The 23,165-nt window shown below is 46.0% G+C and carries 18 protein-coding genes and 1 CRISPR repeat array; of the genes, 10 read left to right on the forward strand and 8 right to left on the reverse strand.

Translation table 11 applies throughout. From position 1 onward, the window contains the following. Positions 1-3 precede the first annotated feature (3 nt). The 10 genes from ACYVD4_RS19120 to ACYVD4_RS19165 all read left to right on the forward strand — a co-directional run bounded on the left by ACYVD4_RS19120 (position 4) and on the right by ACYVD4_RS19165 (position 11,536). The gene (locus ACYVD4_RS19120) at positions 4-855 is read left to right on the forward strand and encodes a DUF58 domain-containing protein (RefSeq protein ID WP_460948550.1); all 852 of its coding nucleotides are present in this window, start codon (positions 4-6) and stop codon (positions 853-855) included. A gap of 51 nt (positions 856-906) precedes the next feature. Beyond that, positions 907-2,100 carry a BatA domain-containing protein gene (locus ACYVD4_RS19125; RefSeq protein ID WP_460948551.1) on the forward strand — a complete coding sequence of 398 codons (1,194 nt, stop codon included), beginning with the start codon at positions 907-909 and terminating at the stop codon, positions 2,098-2,100. Beyond that, positions 2,097-4,346, forward strand: coding sequence for a hypothetical protein (locus ACYVD4_RS19130; protein WP_460948552.1), 2,250 nt, complete (start codon positions 2,097-2,099; stop codon positions 4,344-4,346). Before ACYVD4_RS19125 ends, ACYVD4_RS19130 begins: the two co-directional genes overlap by 4 nt. A gap of 6 nt (positions 4,347-4,352) precedes the next feature. After that, a complete protein-coding gene (locus ACYVD4_RS19135; protein ID WP_460948553.1) occupies positions 4,353-5,990 on the forward strand; it encodes a hypothetical protein in 1,638 nt (545 codons plus the stop codon). Positions 5,991-6,115: 125 nt separating this feature from the next. Then, a complete protein-coding gene (locus tag ACYVD4_RS19140) occupies positions 6,116-6,652 on the forward strand; it encodes a hypothetical protein (protein WP_460948554.1) in 537 nt (178 codons plus the stop codon). 207 nt (positions 6,653-6,859) lie between these two features. Then, the gene (locus ACYVD4_RS19145; RefSeq protein WP_460948555.1) at positions 6,860-7,960 is read left to right on the forward strand and encodes a carboxylate-amine ligase; all 1,101 of its coding nucleotides are present in this window, start codon (positions 6,860-6,862) and stop codon (positions 7,958-7,960) included. Positions 7,961-8,095: 135 nt separating this feature from the next. Continuing rightward, on the forward strand, positions 8,096-8,926 hold the full coding sequence (locus tag ACYVD4_RS19150; RefSeq protein WP_460948556.1) for a type 1 glutamine amidotransferase: 831 nt from the start codon (positions 8,096-8,098) through the stop codon (positions 8,924-8,926). An 86-nt stretch (positions 8,927-9,012) separates the two neighbouring features. After that, a complete protein-coding gene (locus ACYVD4_RS19155; RefSeq protein WP_460948557.1) occupies positions 9,013-10,209 on the forward strand; it encodes a hypothetical protein in 1,197 nt (398 codons plus the stop codon). Positions 10,210-10,297: 88 nt separating this feature from the next. Further along, positions 10,298-11,068 (forward strand): glucose 1-dehydrogenase, encoded by a 771-nt coding sequence (locus ACYVD4_RS19160; protein WP_460948558.1) that lies wholly within the window; start codon positions 10,298-10,300, stop codon positions 11,066-11,068. 93 nt (positions 11,069-11,161) lie between these two features. Next, entirely contained in the window at positions 11,162-11,536 is a 375-nt protein-coding gene (locus ACYVD4_RS19165; protein WP_460948559.1) for a DUF5618 family protein, read from the forward strand. A 54-nt stretch (positions 11,537-11,590) separates the two neighbouring features. Then, positions 11,591-13,991: direct repeats of the CRISPR family, unit length 37 nt; unit sequence GTCTTAATCCTTTTTCTAATGGACGTAGCGTTCTGAC. Between the two features lie 217 nt (positions 13,992-14,208). On the opposite strand, the gene ACYVD4_RS19170 is transcribed toward ACYVD4_RS19165, so the two are convergent. The 8 genes from ACYVD4_RS19170 to hxpB all read right to left on the reverse strand — a co-directional run bounded on the left by ACYVD4_RS19170 (position 14,209) and on the right by hxpB (position 23,119). Beyond that, complete coding sequence (locus ACYVD4_RS19170; protein WP_460948560.1) at positions 14,209-15,009, reverse strand: glucosamine-6-phosphate deaminase; 801 nt, start codon at positions 15,007-15,009, stop codon at positions 14,209-14,211. Between the two features lie 18 nt (positions 15,010-15,027). Beyond that, on the reverse strand, positions 15,028-16,206 hold the full coding sequence (nagA, locus tag ACYVD4_RS19175; RefSeq protein ID WP_460948561.1) for an N-acetylglucosamine-6-phosphate deacetylase: 1,179 nt from the start codon (positions 16,204-16,206) through the stop codon (positions 15,028-15,030). Continuing rightward, the gene (locus ACYVD4_RS19180; protein WP_460948562.1) at positions 16,194-17,510 is read right to left on the reverse strand and encodes a sugar MFS transporter; all 1,317 of its coding nucleotides are present in this window, start codon (positions 17,508-17,510) and stop codon (positions 16,194-16,196) included. The genes nagA and ACYVD4_RS19180 overlap by 13 nt, the downstream gene beginning before the upstream one ends. Positions 17,511-17,652: 142 nt before the next feature. After that, on the reverse strand, positions 17,653-19,020 hold the full coding sequence (locus tag ACYVD4_RS19185; protein WP_460948563.1) for a Gfo/Idh/MocA family protein: 1,368 nt from the start codon (positions 19,018-19,020) through the stop codon (positions 17,653-17,655). A gap of 147 nt (positions 19,021-19,167) precedes the next feature. Further along, on the reverse strand, positions 19,168-20,187 hold the full coding sequence (locus ACYVD4_RS19190; protein WP_460948564.1) for a Gfo/Idh/MocA family protein: 1,020 nt from the start codon (positions 20,185-20,187) through the stop codon (positions 19,168-19,170). Positions 20,188-20,366: 179 nt separating this feature from the next. Beyond that, positions 20,367-21,419 carry a LacI family DNA-binding transcriptional regulator gene (locus ACYVD4_RS19195; protein ID WP_460948565.1) on the reverse strand — a complete coding sequence of 351 codons (1,053 nt, stop codon included), beginning with the start codon at positions 21,417-21,419 and terminating at the stop codon, positions 20,367-20,369. A 149-nt stretch (positions 21,420-21,568) separates the two neighbouring features. Further along, complete coding sequence (locus tag ACYVD4_RS19200; protein WP_460948566.1) at positions 21,569-22,396, reverse strand: PhzF family phenazine biosynthesis protein; 828 nt, start codon at positions 22,394-22,396, stop codon at positions 21,569-21,571. A 27-nt stretch (positions 22,397-22,423) separates the two neighbouring features. Further along, the gene (hxpB, locus tag ACYVD4_RS19205; protein ID WP_460948567.1) at positions 22,424-23,119 is read right to left on the reverse strand and encodes a hexitol phosphatase HxpB; all 696 of its coding nucleotides are present in this window, start codon (positions 23,117-23,119) and stop codon (positions 22,424-22,426) included. Positions 23,120-23,165: the final 46 nt, after the last annotated feature.

Consider the following 23,165-nt stretch of genomic DNA (forward strand, 5'->3'; position numbering starts at 1 on the left):
TCTATGTTAACCGCTGATCTCATCAAACTAAACAACCTACAACTGGCCAGTAAACTGGTCAGCGATGAGTTGATGCTGGGTATTCAAACCAGCCGACGATCGGGCATAGGAACCGAGTTTGAACAGTTTCGACACTATGTACCGGGCGACGATCCAAAACGTATCGACTGGAAATTGTTTGCCAAAACCGGGCATCATCTGGTACGGGAATCAGCTACAGAAAGTAATCAGCAAATTCGTTTTCTGCTCGATTTGTCGGGTTCGATGAATTACGTGGAAACTGGAATCAGTCGACTCCAATACGCTCAGATTTTATTGGCCTCGTTAGCATACTTAGCGAATCGACAGGGCGACCAATTGAGTTTATACGCGTTGCAACAAGGAATGGTACAACCGTTGGTTCCAGCGGGGAAACAGGCTTTTTTGAAAATCGTGGCGCAACTCGAAGCCGTACGTGCCGCAGGGCCGTGGGTCAATCAGGGTGATTCCATACCGGCATTTGGTCGTAAACAAACCGAAATGCTCGTCATTGCCTCCGATTTTTTGCAGGTAAACGACGAATGGGTAAACCTCATTCAGGCAATGGCGGCACCACGACGAGAAATCGTTCTGTTTCAGATTCTGGGCGATCAGGAACTAGACTTTTCGATGAGCGGCTTCTATCGGTTTCAGGATCTGGAGACTGGGAAAGAGCTTGAATTACAGGCCGATGTCATTCGTGAAACCGTTAGGCAGCGTGCCAGTGCGTATTTCGAAAAACTACACGAGAGCTTGCGTCTGCCTCACGTGCGCCTGATCCGTATCCGGCTGAGCGACCCAATTGCGCTGGTACTGAAACAGTTTTTATTGAGTTAAGTAAGGTCGACGTTTTTACAGTAGTCGCCTTTTATTGATACAACCTGAAGCATGTCATTTATTGAGCCATTCTTGTTATGGGGTTCGTTGGCCGTTGTTGTGCCGGTGGTCATTCACCTTTGGCACCAGAAACAGGGCAAACCGTTGCCCTGGGCGGCTACACAATGGCTTACGGAAAAACAGCAGCAACAGAGTCGCGGACTTCGGCTCGATAATATCTGGCTACTGATTATCCGGTGTTTGCTGTTGATTTTATTAGCGCTGCTGCTCGCTCAGCCTATTTTAAACGGGCTAACCAAACCGCCCACCATTCAAAAAGTCCATCTTGTTCAGCCCAACGTAGCAGTGGCCGATAATTTCCGGTTCGAACTGGCCGAAGCCCGCAAACAGGGTGAACGTATTGCCTGGGCTGATGCACAATTATTGACATTTGACGATAATCCTTACCCTACTTCGGTTCCGCAAAAACCTGACGTGTTATCAATACAAACGGCTATTAATCAGTTAGATGTAAAGAACACAGACCTTCATCTTTACGTAATGAATAGTCCAGCGCTGGCCGATGTTCCGGCAATTGCCGTTCCCGCAAAATTCCACTTGCACACGTTTACCGATTCAACAGCCCAAGCCCGCCCATATCTGAACGTATCGCAGAATAAGAAGCTGTTTATCAATCGGCTCGGCAAACTAACCACTGATGCTACGTTAGACCCTACGCTGAAATTTCAGTCGAATCCCGTTCATTCGGGTACGCTATATACGCTGGTTAGTTACCGTAACGAGCGCGAAAAACAAACGGTAAAAGCGGCACTAAAAGCCCTCGCTGATGTGTATTCGTTTGATTTCACTGTCGATGAACGTCCTATTCCGAATCGGACGTATCACTGGGTATTAACGGATCAGGTTCCTGAAAAACCAGTACCGCAAACCCTCTACGTAGTATCGGCCCCAATGCAACTTCTGGGCGAACGTAACGTCGTTTTTACTAACGAAACGCTCACGCCACAAACTTCTGAACGGGTCGAAACGGGGCAATTACCCGAATGGCTGGGCGATAAACTGCTACGTCATTTCGAACTCAGCAACAGCAATTTACCGTTGAGTCAACAGGATTTAGCCGCTTTGTTTGTACCATCAGCAAACTCGGCGAAAGAACAACAGGCAGGTTTGCAAAATGCGCTCCTGCTGGTTTTTATCGTTTTACTAGGCGTTGAACGCTGGCTTGCTTTAACGAAAAACGCATGAACGAACTGAAACGTCTGCTTACCTCGGTCACGTACCAGCTTTACGCAAACCTACTGCTACGTTGCCTGCTTCTGGCCGTATCGGCGTATTTGCTGACGGCTACATTTACCGCTACGTTGGTATGGCCCACGCTGGCAGCCATCGTCGCTTTTGCTATTAGTGCATTTTTAAACAGAATCTATCAGCCTAAAACAGAACAGGCTGTGCAGCTTATTCACAAGACTGTTGGCGACGTAGAATATAGTCTGCCCTTGCTTACCAAATCACAACTCAATCTGGCCGAACAACTCCAGATTGCCCGGCTCAACGAGCAGATTCAGGGGGTTCGGACGCCCGTTGTCATCTGGTCGAAAATTGGTTTGTATGCGTTGCCATTGATTGTTGCACTTGGCATCCATTGGGCTTATCCATTTCTTCAGAACAACAAATCTAATAAACCAACAGAACGAGGCTTCCTAGCAACTTTCGCACCAGAACGGAAACCCGTTCCACCCACGTTCGAATCGGCTAGTTTACGCATTCAGCCGCCTGCCTACACCCGTTTGCCAGAACAAAAATCGGGCAATCTGAATGCTTCCGCTATTATCGGCACTACGTTGACCTGGCAGGTTCGGTTTAGCGATCATCAGCAACTGTCAGTACGTCTGGTTGGCAGCCGGGGGCAGGAATTGCCCTTCCGAAAAACAGGTGATGATTTCACGTATCAGGACAGGCTCGTTAGTTCAGGTTTATACGCGATCAAAGCCTACTGGCGTACGGCTAACAAACGCGATTCGCTGGTTTATCAATCGGATTTTTACCGGCTGGAAGCCAAACCCGATCTGTCTCCAAAGATTGAACCGGAATCGAAAGAGCTGTATACATTTCACTACCTGAAAGATCCGAAGCAACTAACCGTATCGGCTAAACTTTCTGACGATTTTAACGTAGCACAGGCGTTCATTGTAGCCACTGTAGCGCGGGGTTCGGGCGAAAATGTAAAATTTCGGGAAGTGAAACTGCCGTTCAATCAACGTAATTTCAAAGAATCACGACTGACAAAAACGCTCGATCTGAACGCAATGCAATTCTCGCCGGGCGATGAGCTATATTATTACTGGGCTGCTTTCGACAACCGCCAGCCCGAACCCAATTTTACCAAGTCAGATACGTATTTCGTGGTTTACAAAGACACTACGAAATTAGAAGAAAGTGAGCTGGCAACGATGGCGGTCAATATCATGCCGGAATATTTTCGCAGTCAGCGACAGATTATTATCGACACCGAAAAGCTGATTGCAAGTCGTAAAAAAATGGCCGATAAGTTGACTAAAACCCAGGCTTTCAAAAGTCAATCCAACGAAATCGGTTTCGACCAAAAAGCTTTACGATTACGGTATGGGCAGTTTCTGGGCGAAGAGTTTGAAAAAAATATTGGTCCGGGCAGTGCGATGCCTACCAACAACGAAGGTGTGGTCGTAGCGGGCATGGCGGCTATTCAGGCTTATATGCACAAGCACGATGAGGGCGAAGGCGAACAGGTTGCCACCCCTACCCCGGCTCCCGCACATAGCGCCGACGATGGCCATAACCATGGCGGAGGAGGGCGGTCCGACGAAAGCAAAGACCCGGTAGCCGCGCTGATGGAACAATACATGCACTCGCACGACGATGCGGAAACCAATACGTTCCACGAACAATCGACGCGGTCGCTGCTGAAAATGGCGCTGGAAAATATGTGGCAATCGGAATTGCATCTGCGCCTGTACGAGCCAGAAAAAGCCTTGCCCTTCGAACAGGAAGCGTTGAAATACCTGAAAATGTCGCAGCAGAAAGCCCGCTCTTACGTAAAGAAAACCGGCTTCGACCCACCACAGACCAAAGAAAAAGAAACCCGACTAACAGGCGAACTCAAGAACGTAACCGACGCTTTTCGGCAGGAACGTTCGTATAACCAGCAACGTATCGATGTATTGGTTGCCGAAACCATTGGTTATCTCGACATCCCGAATTTAAGCTCGAGGCAACGGCAAACGGTTCAGCAACTCGGTAACGCACTGGCCGAACAGGTTGTCAATAGCGGCCTCACCAACTGGTCGGTGCTGGCTTCGCTTCAGAAACTGATAGCCGGAAAATCCATTACTGCCGCCGAAAAAGCGAGTCTTAAAACCCGATTGCACGCCTTATCTAACGCATCGGAACGTACCGGTTCGGCCTACGTCAGCGACCGAAAACTGAAACAAGCTTTCTGGCGACAGCTAAAGTAATTCGTTATGCATATCACCGTCAACTGGTCAACTCCTATCAACTGGCTCATAGCCGCTACGTTGCTCATTTTGCTGATTGGTCAGATCTGGCTCATTGCCCGAAACCAATCGCTTACTACGTCGCGTAAGTGGGTTCGGGGATTGTTGAATGGATTACTTTGGCTGCTGGTGCTCGGCTATTTTCTTCAGATCGAATGGTCTGTTGATCGCCCAGCACGACACGCTTTGCTTGTTGGAGATGACGTTCCATCGGCCTTTGCCAGTCGCGTGAAAGACAGTTTACAGCTTCAGGAGAGTTTTACGAGCCAGAATTTTAAGTCAACATACGATTCCGTAACGTTAGTCGGCCAGCAATTTCCTACCGAAACACTCACTCAACTGAGCAACGTAGCGTTACGCTGGCTTCCGTACAACGCACCTGATCAGATGCAATCGCTTCGCTGGCAAGGCATTGTGCAACAGGGCGAACTACAACACGTAACGGGCCGCTTTTTTTCATCGAAAGAACAGCTATTAAAACTTCGGTTTGGCAATCGCACATTGGATAGTACTACGTTACGTTCGGGGCAAAATACGTTCTCGTTTGCCTTTCCAGCTTTCGCCCGTGGCCGAAATCAGGTCGACGTAGTGCTCGGAACTACTACGTTAGATTCGCTACGTTTTTTTGCCCAACCAGCTCGGCCACTTGCCGTTCAAATTCTGCTGAATAGTCCTGACTTTGAAAGTAAGACATTGGCCGACTGGCTTGGTAAACAAGGACATAGTGTTACAATTTCTGCTACGTTGTCCAAAAACCTCGGCAGCAGTATAAGCATCAACAAACCGGCAAAATCAGCGAATAAGACCACAGATCTCATCATTACCGAACCTATCAATGCCAACAACGTAGCGGTACGTAAAGCCATTACTGATGGAAAATCGGTGTTGTTTATCAATCTGACCAATCCTGAAACGGATTGCCAACAGATCAATCGCGCATTGGGAAGTCGCTGGCAGGTTCGGAAAGTGAGCAACGAACCGACTGTTGTAATTGGCAATAATCTAAACGCGCTCCCCTACCGCTTTGGCGATAACCTGAATCAATTTCCGGTAGCGAATTTTCCAGTGGCCGTGCAGCAAACCACCGGACGTATTGGCGTTAGTCTTCTGAGCGAAACCTATCCCCTCTCACTCAGTGGCGACAGCCTCACCTACTCACGTCTTTGGACAAGTGTATTAGCCCGCCTTTCGCGCTCGGAACAGCATACAGTTCAGGTCGAGGCTCCCATTTACAAAGGAATTCGGCAGACTATTACCGTAAATAGTGCGGGTAAACAACCTCGTTTACTACGTATTGGCGCCGACACTACGTATTTACGTCCACTTCCCATCAACGAACGACTAACGGAGGGCCTATCACTGTTCAGACAAGCAGGTTGGCAATCGGTGCAGGACTCGCTCGAAATTTACGTAACTAACGGATTGTCAGAGGATGTGCTACGTAGTCGAAACGTAATCAGTCAGTTTATTCAGGCTCATGAGCACCAACAAGCTACAGCGGGCTCGATACGTCTGGCCACAACAGCACAAGTACCAAACTGGGTTTGGTTGCTACTGTTGGTTACGTGCTTTACAGCATTATGGGCAGAACCGAAGCTTACATAAGTACGATTTTTGTAGAAGTACATTCTCGGACAAAGCGAAAACTAGTATATTTCCCTTGCGCTTAGTAGCATTTCAGGCAATCGAACTACAAATTATCTTGCTGATTAAATTATTTATACCAACCAATGTTTTATTCTCTTGACGCTCGTGAAGTCAAAAAGGTAATTGATAAAGTATTAGCCGGTAAGCCATATGATGAAAAGCAATTTATGTACTATCATCTCAACCGCAATTACTTTAATGTTCAAAACGAAATCAAGACATTAAAGAAAGTGGACGAAGGCAAATACATCGATAATTTGAGTCATGTCTGGACAGAAATTAGTACCTTAAAAAACTACTTCCATATGCCTTTTGGTAATTGGGCCGGTAGTACACTTGGCATTACAACGGCGTATAGCCGCAAGTTTGTACGAGACGATTACATATCAGGGTTAGAAGGAGAATTTGAAATGATAATCCGGCAAGATGGAAAACGTATCGATGCGCTTGTCAATGCCAAGTATCAGGAAACCTATAATTTCGGCCGAACCCGATTGTTTACGCCCCACAAAAAACTAGACGTCGATCCCCATAATAAAAATCCTAATTACACAATCCGTAGGGATACTGGCATTGTACTTATTACAGAATCAGACGAAGCCAGTGATTCCACTAAATAAATTAGAAACGTATCATTTGTAGGATAACCAGAACATTACGAGTGAAGATAACGCTCACTCAATTAATTCCACTTTTCCGTCTGTACATTCCCAAAATAAAAAAACAGATTGACCTTATCGGACGTAGTACGTCAAAGCAAAAAAATAGTATATTCCCCCTTCATTTCTTGTCAATACAAGGCTATTCTATTCTAACTCATAATGCCGATGCCAGTTTTCACCTTAGGGATTGAAGAAGAGTTTCAAACAATTGACCCAAGTTCAGGCGAGTTGCGTTCGCACATGTCGAAAATTGTCGATGGCGGACAAATTGTGCTTCAGGAGCGTGTGAAGGCCGAAATGCACCAGGCTGTGGTTGAGGTTGGCACCAATATCTGTAACAATATTCATGATGCGCGTCAGGAGGTTACGTATCTGCGCAAAATGATTATCGAACTGGCCGAAAAACAAAATCTGAAGATTGCCGCTGCCGGAACGCACCCTTTCTCCGACTGGCAGGAGCAGCTCATTACGCCCAACGAACGCTACGACCGGCTCATCGATGAAATGCGCGACGTAGCACGGTCCAACTTAATTTTTGGGCTTCATGTACACGTAGGTATTGAAAATCGTAATGTGGGTATTCAGATCATGAATTCCGTCCGGTATTTTTTGCCGCATATCTACGCGCTCTCGACCAACTCGCCGTTCTGGCGTGGACGTAACACGGGCTTTAAATCGTATCGGTCGAAAGTGTTCGATAAGTTTCCACGTACCGGTATCCCCGATTTTTTCTCGTCGGCGGCCGAATACGATGAATATATCAACCTGTTGGTAAAAACCGGCTGTATCGACAATGGCAAGAAAATCTGGTGGGACATACGGCTTCACCCCTTCTTCGATACCATCGAATTCCGAATCTGCGACGTACCGATGCGGGTTGACGAAACAATCTGTTTAGCCGCTATTATGCAGGCACTGGTTGTCAAAATTTATAAACTGCATAAACAAAATCTGAATTTCCGTCCGTATCGGCGCATTCTCATCAACGAAAACAAATGGCGGGCGGCTCGCTACGGTATCGAAGGAAAATTGATCGATTTTGGAAAACAGGAAGAAGTGCCAACCCATCACCTGATTCACGAATTACTGAATTTTATCGACGACGTAGTAGACGAACTTGGCAGCCGGGCAGAGTGTGAATACGTATTGAAAATTCTGGAAATGGGCACTGGTGCTGATCGTCAACTTGCTGTGTTTCAGCAGCAAAACAACCTGAAAAGCGTTGTCGACTATATTGTCGAAGAAACTTCTTTTGGCATCCTGTAGTTGTGAATAAATAGGCAAAGAAGCCTCTATTATCGTTGGCAGTTTCCTGTTTTTGGGTGTCCGTTTCCAATTTGTAAACGTCTAAACCCTGAAAACAGGAAACTGTCAATTCATTTAACAGATGCACTTATCTCTATGAGTTTAGTAAAAATTGCCGTTCTGGACATGAATAACAACCACGCCAACGAAGGTATGCGTTGTATTTTGCAATTGATTCGGAACGTACAGGGTAATGACCACGCCGAGCTGGCATTTGATGTATTTAATGTTCGGGCAGAGAATAAACTTCCTGATCTAAGTTATGATATTTATATCTCGTCGGGTGGCCCCGGTAGCCCAATGGCCTCGTCAGACGAATGGGAAGCCCGTTATTTTTCATTGATCGATCAGCTTTTTGCCTGGAACCAACGTAACGAACGCAAAAAGTATGTTTTCCTGATCTGCCATTCGTTTCAGTTGGTTACCCGTCATCTCAATCTAGCCGTTCTGAGCCGTAGACGTTCAACATCATTTGGCATTCTCCCCGTTCATAAAACAGACGAAGGTTGTACAGAGCCATTGCTACGTGGTCTGCCCGATCCGTTCTACGCCGTTGATTCGCGCGACTATCAGATCACTTCACCAAACCTTGAACGTATGGATGAAATGGGCGCAACGATTTTGTGCCTCGAAAAAATCCGTCCGCACGTAGCACTCGACCGGGCTATTATGTCAATTCGTTTTTCGCCCGAAGTAATTGGTACACAGTTCCATCCCGAAGCCGATAACGAAGGTATGCTACGTTATTTCATGAAGGAAGAAAAGAAAAATCAGGTGGTGAAAAATTTCGGCCAAGCCAAATACGACGAAATGCTGACGTACCTGAAAGACCCTGAAAAAATTCCACTGACGGAATCGGTTATTTTACCGGGTTTCTTACGTAGCGCCATTTCGTCGCTGGCTCCGAGCGAACAGTTTGCCGAATAATAATACCTGTCCGGTTTATTTAGAAATTCCCTTATACCAAACCCAGTAATCTACTCCCCGATTACTGGGTTTTATGAATCTGAACTATGATACAATCCGTTCGTCAATCGTTCAATGAAGCGTTTAGCCCTGAAACGTATCAGGCTTTTTTAACTAAAATCAACACTGACTTACCCGACCAGCTAGATTTTCGTGTGGCCGAAACGCCTGTTTTTGTTCCGAAACTACTGACCGATAAATTAGTACAGGCATGTACCGATATTGTTGAGGTATTAACCTGTGATGATTTTAAAACGTTGACTGAAAATGCCATTCCTGACGGCCAGCGTGTACCAAACGAAGACGAGCACACGCAGTTTCTAGCCGTTGATTTTGCCATTTGCACCGACGAATCAGGCGAACTTACTCCGCAGCTTATTGAGTTACAAGGTTTTCCTTCGCTATACGGTTTTCAGCCTTACGTAGCCAACCTGTTTAGAACATCGTACCCTATTCCAGAAAATCTCTCACACCTATTTGCTGTCAATACTAACGACGAGTATCTGCAAAACCTACGCGATTTACTCGTTGGCGATTACAATCCTGAAGAAGTCATTCTGCTGGAGATATTCCCCGAAAAACAGAAAACCCGTATCGATTTCGTACTAACGGAAAAATATACAGGCGTAAAAGCTGTTTGCCTGACCAAAATTCGGAAAGAAGGCCGTGACTTGTACTACGAAAAAGACGGCCGTCAGATACGTATCAAACGGATTTACAATCGTCTGATTTTCGATGATTTACAGAATTTCCCTGATTTACAGTCCGACTTTCAGCTAACCGACGACGTAGACGTAGAATGGGTTGGGCACCCAAACTGGTTTTTCCGTATCAGCAAATACACGTTACCTTTACTGAAAAGTCCTTACGTACCAACGAGTTATTACCTGTCTGATCTTGCTACGTATCCAGAAGATTTGGAAAATTACGTACTGAAACCATTGTTTTCCTTTGCGGGAAGTGGCGTAAAACTGAATATCACCACCGATGACCTCGACGCTATTCCGGCCGAACAACGTAGCGGTTATCTGCTTCAGCGAAAAGTAAAGTATGAGCCAGTTATTCAATCGCCCGATGGCTTGGTAAAGTGCGAAATTCGGATGCTGTTTATCTGGCCGAAAAACGATGCACGCCCAACACTAATTACCAACCTAAGCCGACTGAGCCGTGGTGAAATGATTGGTGTGAATTTCAACAAAAACAAAGATTGGGTTGGCGGCTCAGTCTGTTTCTTCGAAAAATAAAAGAGCGAAAGAATGCAAGAGCGTATTTCCAGTGCCGTCATTCTTTCGCTCTTTCGCTCTCTAAACCCTGAACAGTAAATCTACTTCTATGTTGCCAGAAAAAGCCCTTTTTGACCTTACCGATAAAGTTGCCCTCATTACCGGAGCCAGCAAAGGCATTGGTGAAGATATGGCTCGTGTTTTTGCCCGCTTTGGCGCGAAGGTTATCGTGAGCAGCCGAAAACAGGATGCCTGCGATGCACTGGCTAATGACATCAAAACACAGGGAGGAGAAGCCACCGGCATTGCCGCACACGTGGGCGATATGGAACAGCTACGGCAATTGGTCGATAAAACCATTGCTACCTATGGTGGCATCGATATTCTAGTCAACAATGCAGCAACAAACCCGGTTTTTGGCCCTTCGCTCGACTGCGATAGTATAGCATTCGACAAGATAATGCAAGCCAACGTAAAAGCACCGTTTGAGTTGAGCAAACTCTGTCATGCGAGCATGAAAGCGCGTGGTGGTGGTAGCATTATCATGATCAGCAGCATTGCCGGACACACCCCCGACCCCGGCTTGGGCATTTACAGCGTCAGCAAATCGGCGCTAAACATGCTTACGAAAGTGCTGGCCAAAGAATGGGGAACCGATGGCATACGTGTAAACGCCATTTGTCCGGGCCTGATTAAAACGAAATTTAGCCAGGCACTCTGGCAGGACGAAAAAATCCTGAATCACTTCGTCAAACGTCTTCCAATTGCCCGCATGGGCACTGCTGACGAAATCAGCCCACTGGCCTTATTTCTGGCTTCCGATGCATCCTCGTACAGTACCGGAAGCCTGTTTTACGCCGATGGCGGCACGGTGATTTGATCAATACAGATTCTGAGATGCGAGGTATCGACTGAGACGCTAGATATCGCGTCTCTACGTGTCAATTTTCGGACAGATTTAACTATTGCCCCTATGCATGATAACCCCGTTCAGGAAGCAAGACGCTACATTAATCAGGCAAGGGAGACATTGAGCAAATTCGCTAAAAAAGAGGACGGCCTCTACTCGGTCAAAAAATACGTAAAAATAGCAGGACATCAGGCTTATAAGGGAGTACTCATTGCACTGGATGCTGTTACCCCGAAAACAAACACAGAAAAAGACGTTGACTTTTATAAAAAGGAATTGGCAAAGCTGGACAAGGAAATCGTAGGCACTTATACGGTAGCCTATGAGAATCTGCATATGTTTATGGGCTACGATGGTGCCATTAGCGTAGCCATTGCCGAAAGCGGCCTATATGAAGCGGAAACTATTATAGATTGGGTAGAAGCTCGGTTGATCTAACTGAATCTTACTTTCAGACAAATAACAAAGCCCGTTCAGAAATGGACGGGCTTTGTCTTAATCCTTTTTCTAATGGACGTAGCGTTCTGACTTGAGTATGTTAAAGATGAGTTAGAAAAACTCAATACTGTCTTAATCCTTTTTCTAATGGACGTAGCGTTCTGACCTCCTCCTTTCGGGTCTATTGGATTTCTTCGAATCCAGTCTTAATCCTTTTTCTAATGGACGTAGCGTTCTGACACGAAACTATCATCATTGACTGTCCACAAACTAGTGTCTTAATCCTTTTTCTAATGGACGTAGCGTTCTGACCCCCCGCTGGAGACCTGAAGTACTAAAAGGATTAGTCTTAATCCTTTTTCTAATGGACGTAGCGTTCTGACCATGTTCTTCTTTACACAAAAATCGAAACCGATTAAAAGTCTTAATCCTTTTTCTAATGGACGTAGCGTTCTGACCTGTTACCTCAAATACACGTGCTCCACGTGGTGCTGTCTTAATCCTTTTTCTAATGGACGTAGCGTTCTGACCCCCCGCTGGAGACCTGAAGTACTAAAAGGATTAGTCTTAATCCTTTTTCTAATGGACGTAGCGTTCTGACGCTACTCAGGAGCTGCTCAAGGCTCCGATAGATATTGGTCTTAATCCTTTTTCTAATGGACGTAGCGTTCTGACAGTATGGACGAAATGTATACAGCGCCTATCAGTTCGATGGTCTTAATCCTTTTTCTAATGGACGTAGCGTTCTGACGCTAAAGGACATAAATATTATGGAATAGATTATGATGAGTCTTAATCCTTTTTCTAATGGACGTAGCGTTCTGACTGAAAGTTGCTAAAACGGGTGACATTACCGTAATAGGGTCTTAATCCTTTTTCTAATGGACGTAGCGTTCTGACATGATATAGTTTAGAACCAGACCAACCTTGGCCTGGGGTCTTAATCCTTTTTCTAATGGACGTAGCGTTCTGACTGTTTCCATCGTCTGAATGATATAGTTTAGAACCAGGTCTTAATCCTTTTTCTAATGGACGTAGCGTTCTGACTCAAGAGGCATTAGACCACCATAAGCATAAGGAGCATGTCTTAATCCTTTTTCTAATGGACGTAGCGTTCTGACCGAACTCGTAACCACTGAATCTGTCAAGGAGCAGTGTCTTAATCCTTTTTCTAATGGACGTAGCGTTCTGACGAAGATTATTTGGTGTGCTTAGATAAAACACTGGGGGTCTTAATCCTTTTTCTAATGGACGTAGCGTTCTGACCATAATAAACCTAATTTTATAGCTTTTTAAATGCATAAGTCTTAATCCTTTTTCTAATGGACGTAGCGTTCTGACCCTAAAGGACATAAATATTATGGAATAGATTATGATGAGTCTTAATCCTTTTTCTAATGGACGTAGCGTTCTGACCCTTACTTATTTACTGTGTAGCTATACTTCTAGTCGAGTCTTAATCCTTTTTCTAATGGACGTAGCGTTCTGACTGAAAGTTGCTAAAACGGGTGACATTACCGTAATAGGGTCTTAATCCTTTTTCTAATGGACGTAGCGTTCTGACACTAACCGTAGAATATGGGATATTTCGTTTCGTGTCTTAATCCTTTTTCTAATGGACGTAGCGTTCTGACAATAAAGCCTGTGACTTATAGTTGCAGGCTTTTTCTGTCTTAATCCTTTTTCTAATGGACGTAGCGTTCTGACACTAAGATTATCAATCTTGAGAAAAAGGTTTTGCGGTCTTAATCCTTTTTCTAATGGACGTAGCGTTCTGACACCATTATGGTTAGGTACAACATATAATTCAAAAGATAGTCTTAATCCTTTTTCTAATGGACGTAGCACTCTGACGCCAAGAAGGCGATGCATTGGCACAGCTGTACTGTCTTAATCCTTTTTCTAATGGACGTAGCACTCTGACTGATACAGAAGAACAAGCTTATGAAGCTCTAACTGAGCAAAAGTCTTAATCCTTTTTCTAATGGACGTAGCACTCTGACGTACTCAGTACAGCGAAAAGGTGCCCTATATAAATATGTCTTAATCCTTTTTCTAATGGACGTAGCACTCTGACATGGCACTAAACTATGGTTAGGCACAGACTACAACAGGTCTTAATCCTTTTTCTAATGGACGTAGCACTCTGACATGAATTCGCCAATGTCTCTAAAGAAGATTTTCATTCAGTTAGTCTTAATCCTTTTTCTAATGGACGTAGCACTCTGACTAAGGTCGCCAAAACAGGTGACATTACAGTGATTGGGTCTTAATCCTTTTTCTAATGGACGTAGCACTCTGACAAGCAAACAAACTACGGAATGCACTGGCGAAGATCATGTCTTAATCCTTTTTCTAATGGACGTAGCACTCTGACTGAGCGTTTGATTAAATCCAAAAGATTATACGCACTGGACTGTCTTAATCCTTTTTCTAATGGACGTAGCACTCTGACGGCTATTTTATTAAATCATTCATTATCAATAAATTAAAGAGCCAAATGTAGGTATAACTATATTTTTTCATAGTTATTTTATGTGAAAAAGGGAACGTTTTTCTATGCTCATAACTAAATATACATGAAAGAATAGTAATAATCCTGTCAATTAAAACTACCTACCTACTACGTTGTCGCCCTTTTGTAAATTAAATGAGCAGACTGTAGGCAACTATTACACAACCGTAGTCTCATCCAGATACTTGGCGGCACTGTCATTGTCGATGAACAACGTAGCGTCGGGGTGTGAACGTAATATGGTGGCCGGGTATTTTTCAGAAATGGCATCAACCAGTGTGTGCTGAATAGCGTCGGCTTTGTGGCTGGCAGGAACCATGCAATAGGCGTGTTTGGCACGTACCAATGCCGGAATGGTTAGCGTCAGGGCATACTCTGGCACCTGTTCCAATGAGTCAAAACACTTGTCGTGTACTTGCTGTATCCGGCTAGTTAAATCGAGCTGCACCCGTTTTACCAATACCGGATCGTTGAAATCGGCTACGTGTGGATCGTTGAAAGCAATGTGGCAATTTTCGCCGATGCCCATACACACAATATCAGTTGGGTATTGCTCAAGCAAGGCACCATACCGACGGCATTCTTCCTCCGCATCAGTAGCGTTGCCATTTAGATAATAAACCGACTGAATGCCTACTTTATCGAAAAGTTTCACTTTCAGAAACTGACCAAAATTCTGTGGAGCATCGGCGGATAATCCTACATATTCATCCATGTGAAAGGCACGAACCCGTTCCCAGTCGACACCCGTTTCGTTGGCCAATGTTTCCAGAAATTCGTTTTGCGAAGGTGCTGATGCAAAAATGATAGTAACAAAATCCTGTTGCTGCTGTAACGCGCTGATTTGACCGGCTACAGCCTGAGCGGCCGACATACCCAACTCTCGTCGATTACTGAACAAGTTAACCTGTAGCTGGTCTACACGGAATGTGTGGCTAGATGGTGTTACAGATGTCATACTACGTGTGAAATTCGTTTATGTTGAATAGATAAGTTTCCCGCCAACGAACGTAGCGGCAATGGTTATGTTGTTGTCGAAAATGACAATATCGGCGTCTTTTCCGGGTGTTAATGTTCCTTTTCGTGCATCTACACCCATGATACGCGCGGGGGTTGTGCTTGCCATACGCACCGCATCGAGCAATGATACGTCGGCCAGTTGCACCATATTACGTACCAATCGATTGGTTGTGGCTACGCTACCCGCAAACGAACTTCGATCAGGCAGTTTCGCTACGTCGTCTTCTATGATCACTTTCAGACCATTTTTGAACGAACCCAGCACGCTTTCGCCTTCGGGCATACCGGCCCCGCGCATCGCATCGGTAATCAGCGCCGTTTTATCGGCACCTTTGATCTTATAGACCAGCTTGAGCAACGGCGCAGGCAAATGCACACCATCGGCAATGATTTCAACATCCATATCGAGCAGAAACGCACTTTCAATGACACCCGCATATCGAAACGCATTTCGGCGGGTTACGCCCGACATGGCCGAGTATAGATGCGTGGCCAGCGAATAGCCATTTTCATAAGCCTCCAGTACGTCCTCATAAATGGCATCGGTATGAGCCACGGCTGCCAGAATTCCTTTTTCGCGCAATCGACGGCCAAACGGAACCGCGCCCGGCAATTCAGGAGCGGCACTCCAGCGAACGATAGACGACGAATAGGCTAGAACTTCTTCATACTCCTCCGGGTCTGGATTTCGGATATAACGCGGGTCCTGCGCTCCCCGCTGACTAAGGGCAAAATAGGGGCCTTCCAGATGTATCCCCAGCAACGTAGCGCCATTGTAGTTGTTTTGGATGGCCCGTTCATAGGCATCGAGAGTCTGAAGCAAGTCTTCTTTTTCAGCCGTTAACGTAGTGGGCACCAGCGACGTAGTACCATAACGAGCGTGCAATTCTGCGATCTTCAGAAACGCTTCTTCGGTACCATCCATGAAGTCGTAGCCTCCTCCCCCATGTACGTGAATGTCGATAAATCCCGGTGCTACGTATTTCCCCTCGGCATCCAGTACAGTCGCATCGGGTACGTCGATATCACCTTCATGAACACCGCGAATTTTGCCGTCTTCAATCACAACGGTTCCTCCACTAACGTAACGATAGGGCGTTAGTAACGTACCGTTGATTATTTTCAGAATGCCCATTTCCGTATCTGATGCCCTTTAATTGCGTAAAAAACTAGATAGATATAGCACGGAAGCAACACCCAATACGCCGTCCGCAGGTCGAACTGGTCGGCAAAGTAGCCATAGAAAAGCGGCATAATCGCGTTTCCGCACAGCCCCATAATCAGCAGCGATGCGCCGAGTTTGGTAAATCGGCCGAGTCCATCCAGCGCCAGCGGCCAGATACCGGCCCAAATCAACGAGTTCGCTAGCCCCAACACAACCACAAACCAAAGTGATATGTCGGTGGAGTGGCCCAGCAACGTAACGCTACCTTTGGCGAAGATGATAAGCAAGGAGAACGTAGTACCCAGCAACGTACAGATACGTAGCGCATTGACCTGACTAATAAATCGAGGAATAGTAGCAATGCCAATCAGATAGCCGCAGATAGTACAGAACAACGTATATGAAGGAAAAACCTTCGCTTCCAGCAGATCGATTCCCATTGAACCCGCGTACCCAATTACCGAATCAATGGCGATTACCTGCGAACCAACATGAAAAAAGATGGCAAACGCACCCAGCACAAGATGCGGAAATTGTAGAATACTGGTTTTACCAGAATTGGCTATTGCTACGTCCGGACTTTCTTCTTCGGTGTTCAGTTCGGGCAAAGGTGACCGATAAACCAGATAGCCCAGAATAAATAAAAAGCTTCCCAGAACTATATACGGCGGAATAACACGACGCACGAGTTCATCTAACGCGGCCGACCGTTCGGCAACACCCATCGTTTTCAGCTGGGCAAACAAATCGGTATCGGTTGGGCGCAGGATAACGGCGGCAAAAATCAGGGGCGACAGAATACCGGCAGCTTTATTGCAGATACCCATCATGCTGATTCGTTGGGCCGCCCGTTCTTTCGGGCCAAGAATCGTAATGTACGGATTCGAAGCGGTTTGCAGAATGGCTAGTCCGATACCGATGGTAAACAGGCCGATCAGAAAAATGACGTAAGTCCGTGTCATGGCTGCCGGTACGAAAATAAATGCACCTAATGCCATCGCCCAGAAACCAACCATCATTCCCTTCTTGAAACCTACTTTTTTAAGCAGATACGACGCTGGCACCGACATCACGAAGTAGGCGATGTAGAACGCAAATGCTACCAGATACGCCTGAAAACTAGTGAGTTCGCAGGCAATTTTAAAATACGGAATCAGGATGGAGTTAACCCAGGAAACAAACCCAAAGATAAAAAACATCACCCCAATCAGCAGAATCGAAATGGTGGTATCCCGTTTGGTCAAACTCCGCGCATCTATAGCTAATGTACTCATAGAGAATAATGAAGAGTGAATAATGTAGAATGAACAATGTAGAGGCAATGATAAAGAATACAGAAAGGAAGGTCTAAGGAAGACGTGTTTCCTATTTCCTCTCTACATTATTCATTTTACATTATCCATTCTTCATTAAAAATTAAACCGTTGGTTCCCAACCTTTTTCGTAGTCACGTTTCCAGAGTTTCTGCGCTTCTTTATTGTCTTTGATATGGCCGTTGGTGGGGTCGATGTTGAGCATTCCGCCCGAACGTAGCGCGATATTGCCGAGCTGGCAAAGTAGTGTGCTCTGATGCCCCCCCACAATGTCGGAAGCCAGTGGCGCACCCTTTTTGATAGCGTCGAAAAAGTTCTGGATATGAATCGCGTCCAATGCCTGCGACGGATTCATTCGATTACGCGGATCAATCTGCAAATCGTTCTTTACGTCTTTCACCAGCTTGTTATCAAGATCGAATACTTTGTATGAATTACCCGATTCGATTAGAAGAGAGCCTGTATCGCCATAAAAAATGACTCCTACACTAGTACCTTCAACAGTACGTCCATTACAACTACGTCCTTCCCAGGTCATCGACGTATTGTTCGCAAATTCCAGGCTAATCACTTGTGTATCCGGTGTTTCCCAATCGTCTTTGTAGCGATAGCGGCCACCAGTAGAAGTTACTTTTGTTGGATATTCTACACCCAGTCCCCAACGCATCAGGTCGAGCATATGCGTACCATTGTTGAGAGCTTCGCCGGTGCCCCAGTGCCACAACCAGTGCCAGTTGTAATGGATGAGATTGTCTTTGTAAGTACGACGTGGAGCGGGCCCCTGCCATAAATCATAGTTGAGCCAGGAAGGTACCGCCACTTCTTTTCCCACGCCAATCGACGCCCGATTGTTTGTGTACCAGCCTTTTACAAAATAGGGTCGACCAATAACGCCGTTTTTTACGTCCTGAATTCCCTGCGCTACGTTGGGCCACGACCGGCGCTGGTTACCCATCTGAATCACGTTTTTGTATTTTTTGGCAACCGCTACCAGCAGTTCCCCTTCGTTTGGATTGTGGCTGCACGGCTTCTCCAGATACACGTGCTTACCCGCCTTCGAAGCCAGAATAGCCGCTGGTGCGTGCCAATGATCAGGAGCGGCAACAACCAATGCATCAACATCTTTATCGTCCAGCGCCTTTCGGAAATCTGGAACATTTTTAGGTTTCGATTTCTGAGCACTTTCAACGGCTGTGATACATTTTTCGGCTGCCCGCGTATCGACATCCGATATCGAAACAACTTCACAATTGGGCTGTAAGGCAAAATTTCCGGCCAATGCCAGTCCACGGCTATTGACGCCCATTACACCCACTCGTACTTTTTCGTTGGCCCCAACGATCCGGGCATAACTCAGCGGGCTAAAACCGGGAAGAATTCCACCAGCCGCCAACGTAGCGGCACCGGTAAGTGTTTGTCGTAGAAAGGTCCTTCGCGAATGATCGTCAGATGCGGTTTCCGTTGTTTTCATATACGATATTACGTTGCGTATCAATCGATTAGATTTAGGAATAGTCAGCCGAAGGCTGTGGTTTAGTAAATGAATTCATGATCTTTAAGTCCTGAATTTCAGCATCATCATTATGCTAGAATTGAGTAACAAAAAGAAGCTTTTTACTTATTTATTTTTAAGTTTTTTCATCACGTTATCCAGACGTACCGGCGTTCCTCCCTGCCGTTTGCTTTCGTCGGCGGCTTCCATAAAGGCAAAAATCTCGATTGTTTCTTCAGGCGAAACAGGCACATTACCTGTTTCAAAATACTTGATAATCTCTTTCAGCAACGGTTCATACCCGCTATAGGGCCCTAATTTCACATTGCCCGACTGCGTATACACGGTTCCGCCGTAGTCGTGCTTTCCAGTTCGTGTCCCCCGAAACGTACCAATACGTCCATCGGCCCAGGTTCCTACCACTACGTCCGTACCGTCGGTATGTATACGTATTACTTCGCGGCAACCAGTTCCCATTGCCGTATACAACGTTTCGACGCCATGAACGCCGTACCAGAAAAAGTCGGGGTGTGTTTTTTCGAGAACCGCCGGGCTAAATGCATCAGCACCCGTCACCTGACTTCGGTCTAATCCTTCAATACCTTTTATATAACGTAGCGACGACGCAGAGAAAAGTGGAATTTTATACTGTTTCGAAGCATCGAAAATAGCCACTACGTCGGCCAGAGATGCCGCAATCGGTTTGTCGATAAATACCCGCTTTCCTGCTTTTAGCACCTGAATTGCCTGCTCCCGATGCAGTCGACCATCGTTGGTTTCGAGCAGCACTACGTCGACCTTTTTCAGCAAATCGTCAATAGAGTCAACGATTTCGACGTTTAGTTTTTTTACTTCTTCGATATAGCCCGGAATCCGTTTCGTACTGCTTTCAATATCGCGACTTCCGTAAGGGTAAGCCGCCACAATTTTATAACCTGCGTACTCAGGATTGGCATCGGCAGCATTCAGCACTTTAGTAAAAGCGGTGCTATGCGACGTATCGAGGCCAATAATACCGACTCGTTTTCCAGCCGCAACCTCACTCCTGCTCAACCACGCCAAGGACGAGTTTGGCAGACCAAGTACCAGGCTGCCTATAGCGGCATTTTTCAGAAAAACTCTTCGCGGATTACGTACATTCAACATGAGTAAAAGAGGTTAAAGATCGAAAAGTAAAGCACATATCAGCATTTACGGGTACGTACCCGTAAATGTAACAAGTTTTTTCAGGTGTCAAATCATTTTCTAAAAACTCCTAAAAAGTTTTGTCTACAGGGTCACTGAACGTAGAATCTATCGCGATATGATACGTATAGCAAACAGCTTCAATTTCGATAAAAAGTCTGATTCTCTCGGGTGACGATGTCGATTGGCATGTAGTAATCTTTGGTAACCGGAGCCGAAAAAACAAGAAACTGGTACAACGCCATAATGCTCCGATACCCCTGATCTTCGGGCTGATGGCAGATTAGAAAGTCGATTAAGCCATTGGCCAGATAACGGGTATTTTCGTTCACAAAATCATAGCCAATCAGCAATGGTTTACGGAAAAGTGGCGCACTTTCGAGAAAACGAGCTACTAAAAAAGCTCTGGAGTTGCTCACAAACACGGCGTCGATATCTGACGTAGTACTGAACAATTCCTGAAGACGTAGCGCTACCGAAACATAATCGGTCTGTTGAATATCGAGTCGGATAATTGGGTACTGCTGATTATAATCGTTGAAATACGCCCGAAATCCTTCTTCAATCTGCTCATAACTATGGGGAGCAGTGGCAATATTAACAACCACCAGTTTACTCTTTTCATGCGTCACGTAGGTGCATAACTTACCAGCCAGATAACCACTCTGAAACAAAGGCGGCCCGATATACGATAAGCTCAGTTGATTGGGTAAATTGGAGTCAATAAATACAAAGGGCGTACCCGCTTTCTGGCAGGCTTCAGCAAACTCCGCTGATTCGGCCACAAAAGAGGGAGCCAACACAACCCCATCCACCGATGCGTTCAATACGCGCTTGGCCTGTTCTACAAATGAACTGGCGTTACGTAAGTCGAAGAAGAAAAGTTCTACTTTAATACCGTACTGCCGAATTTCGGATTCGGCGCGCTGAATTCCTCGTAAAGGTGCTTCCCAGAAATCGGTTTCTTCGGTAACAGACGGAATCAGAACAGCCAACGTAATAATTTTCCCCGACGCCAGCCGACTCGCCAGCAGGTTAGGCTGGTAGTTTAGCTCGGCAATGATTTTATTAATTTTTTCGCGGGTTTTTTCCGAAACACCAGATCGGTTATGAATCACCCGGTCGACCGTAGCGATGGCTACGTTAGCCCGCCGGGCAATCTCCTTAACGCCCTGTAGTTCCTTTTTCTTCATAAACTAACGAATACGTAGCATACCGACCTTCTAAATGACAAACCTTTGCTATCAGAACAAACAAAGAGCCCAGCCATACTGATACTGGCTAGAGGCTCTTTGCTGTCGAAATAGAAGAATTATCTAAAAATCTAACGAGTTTTGGGTCATTACCCTACCTTGATATCGCCAGTAAAATAGAGTTGCACCTGTCCCGAAATATCGACTCGTCCCGGATCTTCATCTGCGCCGGGATTTAGTTTGCAACGGAGATAACCGCCCCGTTTTGAAAGTTGGCGGGCAGTGAGTTCATTTTTCCCTAACTTATCTGACCAGTAAGGCATTAACGTAGTAAAAGCTGAACCCGTAACTGGGTCTTCATCGATACCTGATTGCGGCCCAAAAAAACGGGCAACAAAATCAACGCCGGAGTCTGCATCTGCTGGAGCTGTTACAATTACTCCTCTCGCCGGAACAGTACTCATCTCCCGAAAATCAGGCGCTAATGCTTCAATCTGCGCCTGAGATTCATAGATCAACATGTAGTCAGTTTTACCTTTGTAGACTTCAAGTGGCTTTTCGACTACGCTCGCCAGCAGCGCGGGCGGCTGGAGATTTGCTTTATGCACAACATCGGCCGGAAAATCGAGTGTGAGCCAGCCATCGTCGCTCCGGCAAACTTTCAGTTGCCCACTTTGGGATTCAAAAAAAATCTGGTCGCTTTCGGGCTTCGACGCTTCCTCCAGAAAAAAGACGACGTAACCAGTAGCTAACGTAGCATGTCCGCACAGAGCCACCTCAACCGTTGGGGTAAACCAGCGAATGTGATACGTATCGGGCTGGTCGGTTTTTACGTAAAAAGCAGTTTCTGCCAGATTATTTTCGTTGGCAATTTGTTGCAACTGCTCTTCGGGTAGCCACTCGTTTAGCGGAATTACTGCCGCCGGGTTACCGGCAAACAATTGATCCGTAAACGCATCAAGCTGATAAATACGCATAAATTAGTAGAGAGTGCCAGGCACTCGTTAAGTGTTAGGAATAGTATGTATTTGTAAGGAATTGAGGGTTTCTAGCGAAAACTCCATGAGTGAATTCAGAACGATGTCGGCTAAAGCGAATTTAGCGTCATATCGCTCAAAATCGGCCGGAACGGCAATTGTCCGCATACCAGCCGCAAGGGCCGACTGAAGTCCGTTGCCCGAATCTTCGAAGGCCAAACACGTTTCTGGCTGAACACCAAGCCGACGAGCCGCTCCCAGATATACGTCGGGAGCGGGTTTGTTACGAGCTTCCAACGTAGCTGAGTGCCAGAGTGTCAACGTATCGTAAATACCGAGTCGTTTCACCACCACTTCAATCAGGCTCATTGGCGATGCCGATGCAATAGCCGTTGGAATACCCCGCTGAGCGAAAAAATTCAATGCGTCTAACGCGCCCGGCATCGGTTCGGCAAAGTTCGCAATGCGGTCGTGTACGCCTTCGGTAATAGCATCGCCCAAGTCGGCATTGCTACGTCCGGCGGCTGCTTCGGCAGTCCACGGGGCGCGGGCGTACCAATAATTCACTACGTCCAGAATGGGTAAACCTGTCGTTTGTTTACACTCTTCGTCGGTCAGATATAAGCCCACGGTGGCAAATACTTCCCGCTCCATAATTCGCCAGTGGGGTTCTGAATCCACCAGCAGGCCATCCATATCAAATATTGCTGCGCTAATTTTCATTCGTTAAATCAAACTCCTTCCTTTGGTTGAATTGCAATCTGGCTGT

Source organism: Spirosoma daeguense (genome assembly GCF_054776875.1).

Coding starts and splice junctions, on each gene's coding strand:
- ACYVD4_RS19120 (WP_460948550.1), top strand. CDS start 4: ATGTTAACCGCTGATCTCATCAAACTAAACAACCTACAACTGGCCAGT.
- ACYVD4_RS19125 (WP_460948551.1), top strand. CDS start 907: ATGTCATTTATTGAGCCATTCTTGTTATGGGGTTCGTTGGCCGTTGTT.
- ACYVD4_RS19130 (WP_460948552.1), top strand. CDS start 2,097: ATGAACGAACTGAAACGTCTGCTTACCTCGGTCACGTACCAGCTTTAC.
- ACYVD4_RS19135 (WP_460948553.1), top strand. CDS start 4,353: ATGCATATCACCGTCAACTGGTCAACTCCTATCAACTGGCTCATAGCC.
- ACYVD4_RS19140 (WP_460948554.1), top strand. CDS start 6,116: ATGTTTTATTCTCTTGACGCTCGTGAAGTCAAAAAGGTAATTGATAAA.
- ACYVD4_RS19145 (WP_460948555.1), top strand. CDS start 6,860: ATGCCAGTTTTCACCTTAGGGATTGAAGAAGAGTTTCAAACAATTGAC.
- ACYVD4_RS19150 (WP_460948556.1), top strand. CDS start 8,096: ATGAGTTTAGTAAAAATTGCCGTTCTGGACATGAATAACAACCACGCC.
- ACYVD4_RS19155 (WP_460948557.1), top strand. CDS start 9,013: ATGATACAATCCGTTCGTCAATCGTTCAATGAAGCGTTTAGCCCTGAA.
- ACYVD4_RS19160 (WP_460948558.1), top strand. CDS start 10,298: ATGTTGCCAGAAAAAGCCCTTTTTGACCTTACCGATAAAGTTGCCCTC.
- ACYVD4_RS19165 (WP_460948559.1), top strand. CDS start 11,162: ATGCATGATAACCCCGTTCAGGAAGCAAGACGCTACATTAATCAGGCA.
- ACYVD4_RS19170 (WP_460948560.1), bottom strand. CDS start 15,009: ATGACATCTGTAACACCATCTAGCCACACATTCCGTGTAGACCAGCTA.
- nagA (WP_460948561.1), bottom strand. CDS start 16,206: ATGGGCATTCTGAAAATAATCAACGGTACGTTACTAACGCCCTATCGT.
- ACYVD4_RS19180 (WP_460948562.1), bottom strand. CDS start 17,510: ATGAGTACATTAGCTATAGATGCGCGGAGTTTGACCAAACGGGATACC.
- ACYVD4_RS19185 (WP_460948563.1), bottom strand. CDS start 19,020: ATGAAAACAACGGAAACCGCATCTGACGATCATTCGCGAAGGACCTTT.
- ACYVD4_RS19190 (WP_460948564.1), bottom strand. CDS start 20,187: ATGTTGAATGTACGTAATCCGCGAAGAGTTTTTCTGAAAAATGCCGCT.
- ACYVD4_RS19195 (WP_460948565.1), bottom strand. CDS start 21,419: ATGAAGAAAAAGGAACTACAGGGCGTTAAGGAGATTGCCCGGCGGGCT.
- ACYVD4_RS19200 (WP_460948566.1), bottom strand. CDS start 22,396: ATGCGTATTTATCAGCTTGATGCGTTTACGGATCAATTGTTTGCCGGT.
- hxpB (WP_460948567.1), bottom strand. CDS start 23,119: ATGAAAATTAGCGCAGCAATATTTGATATGGATGGCCTGCTGGTGGAT.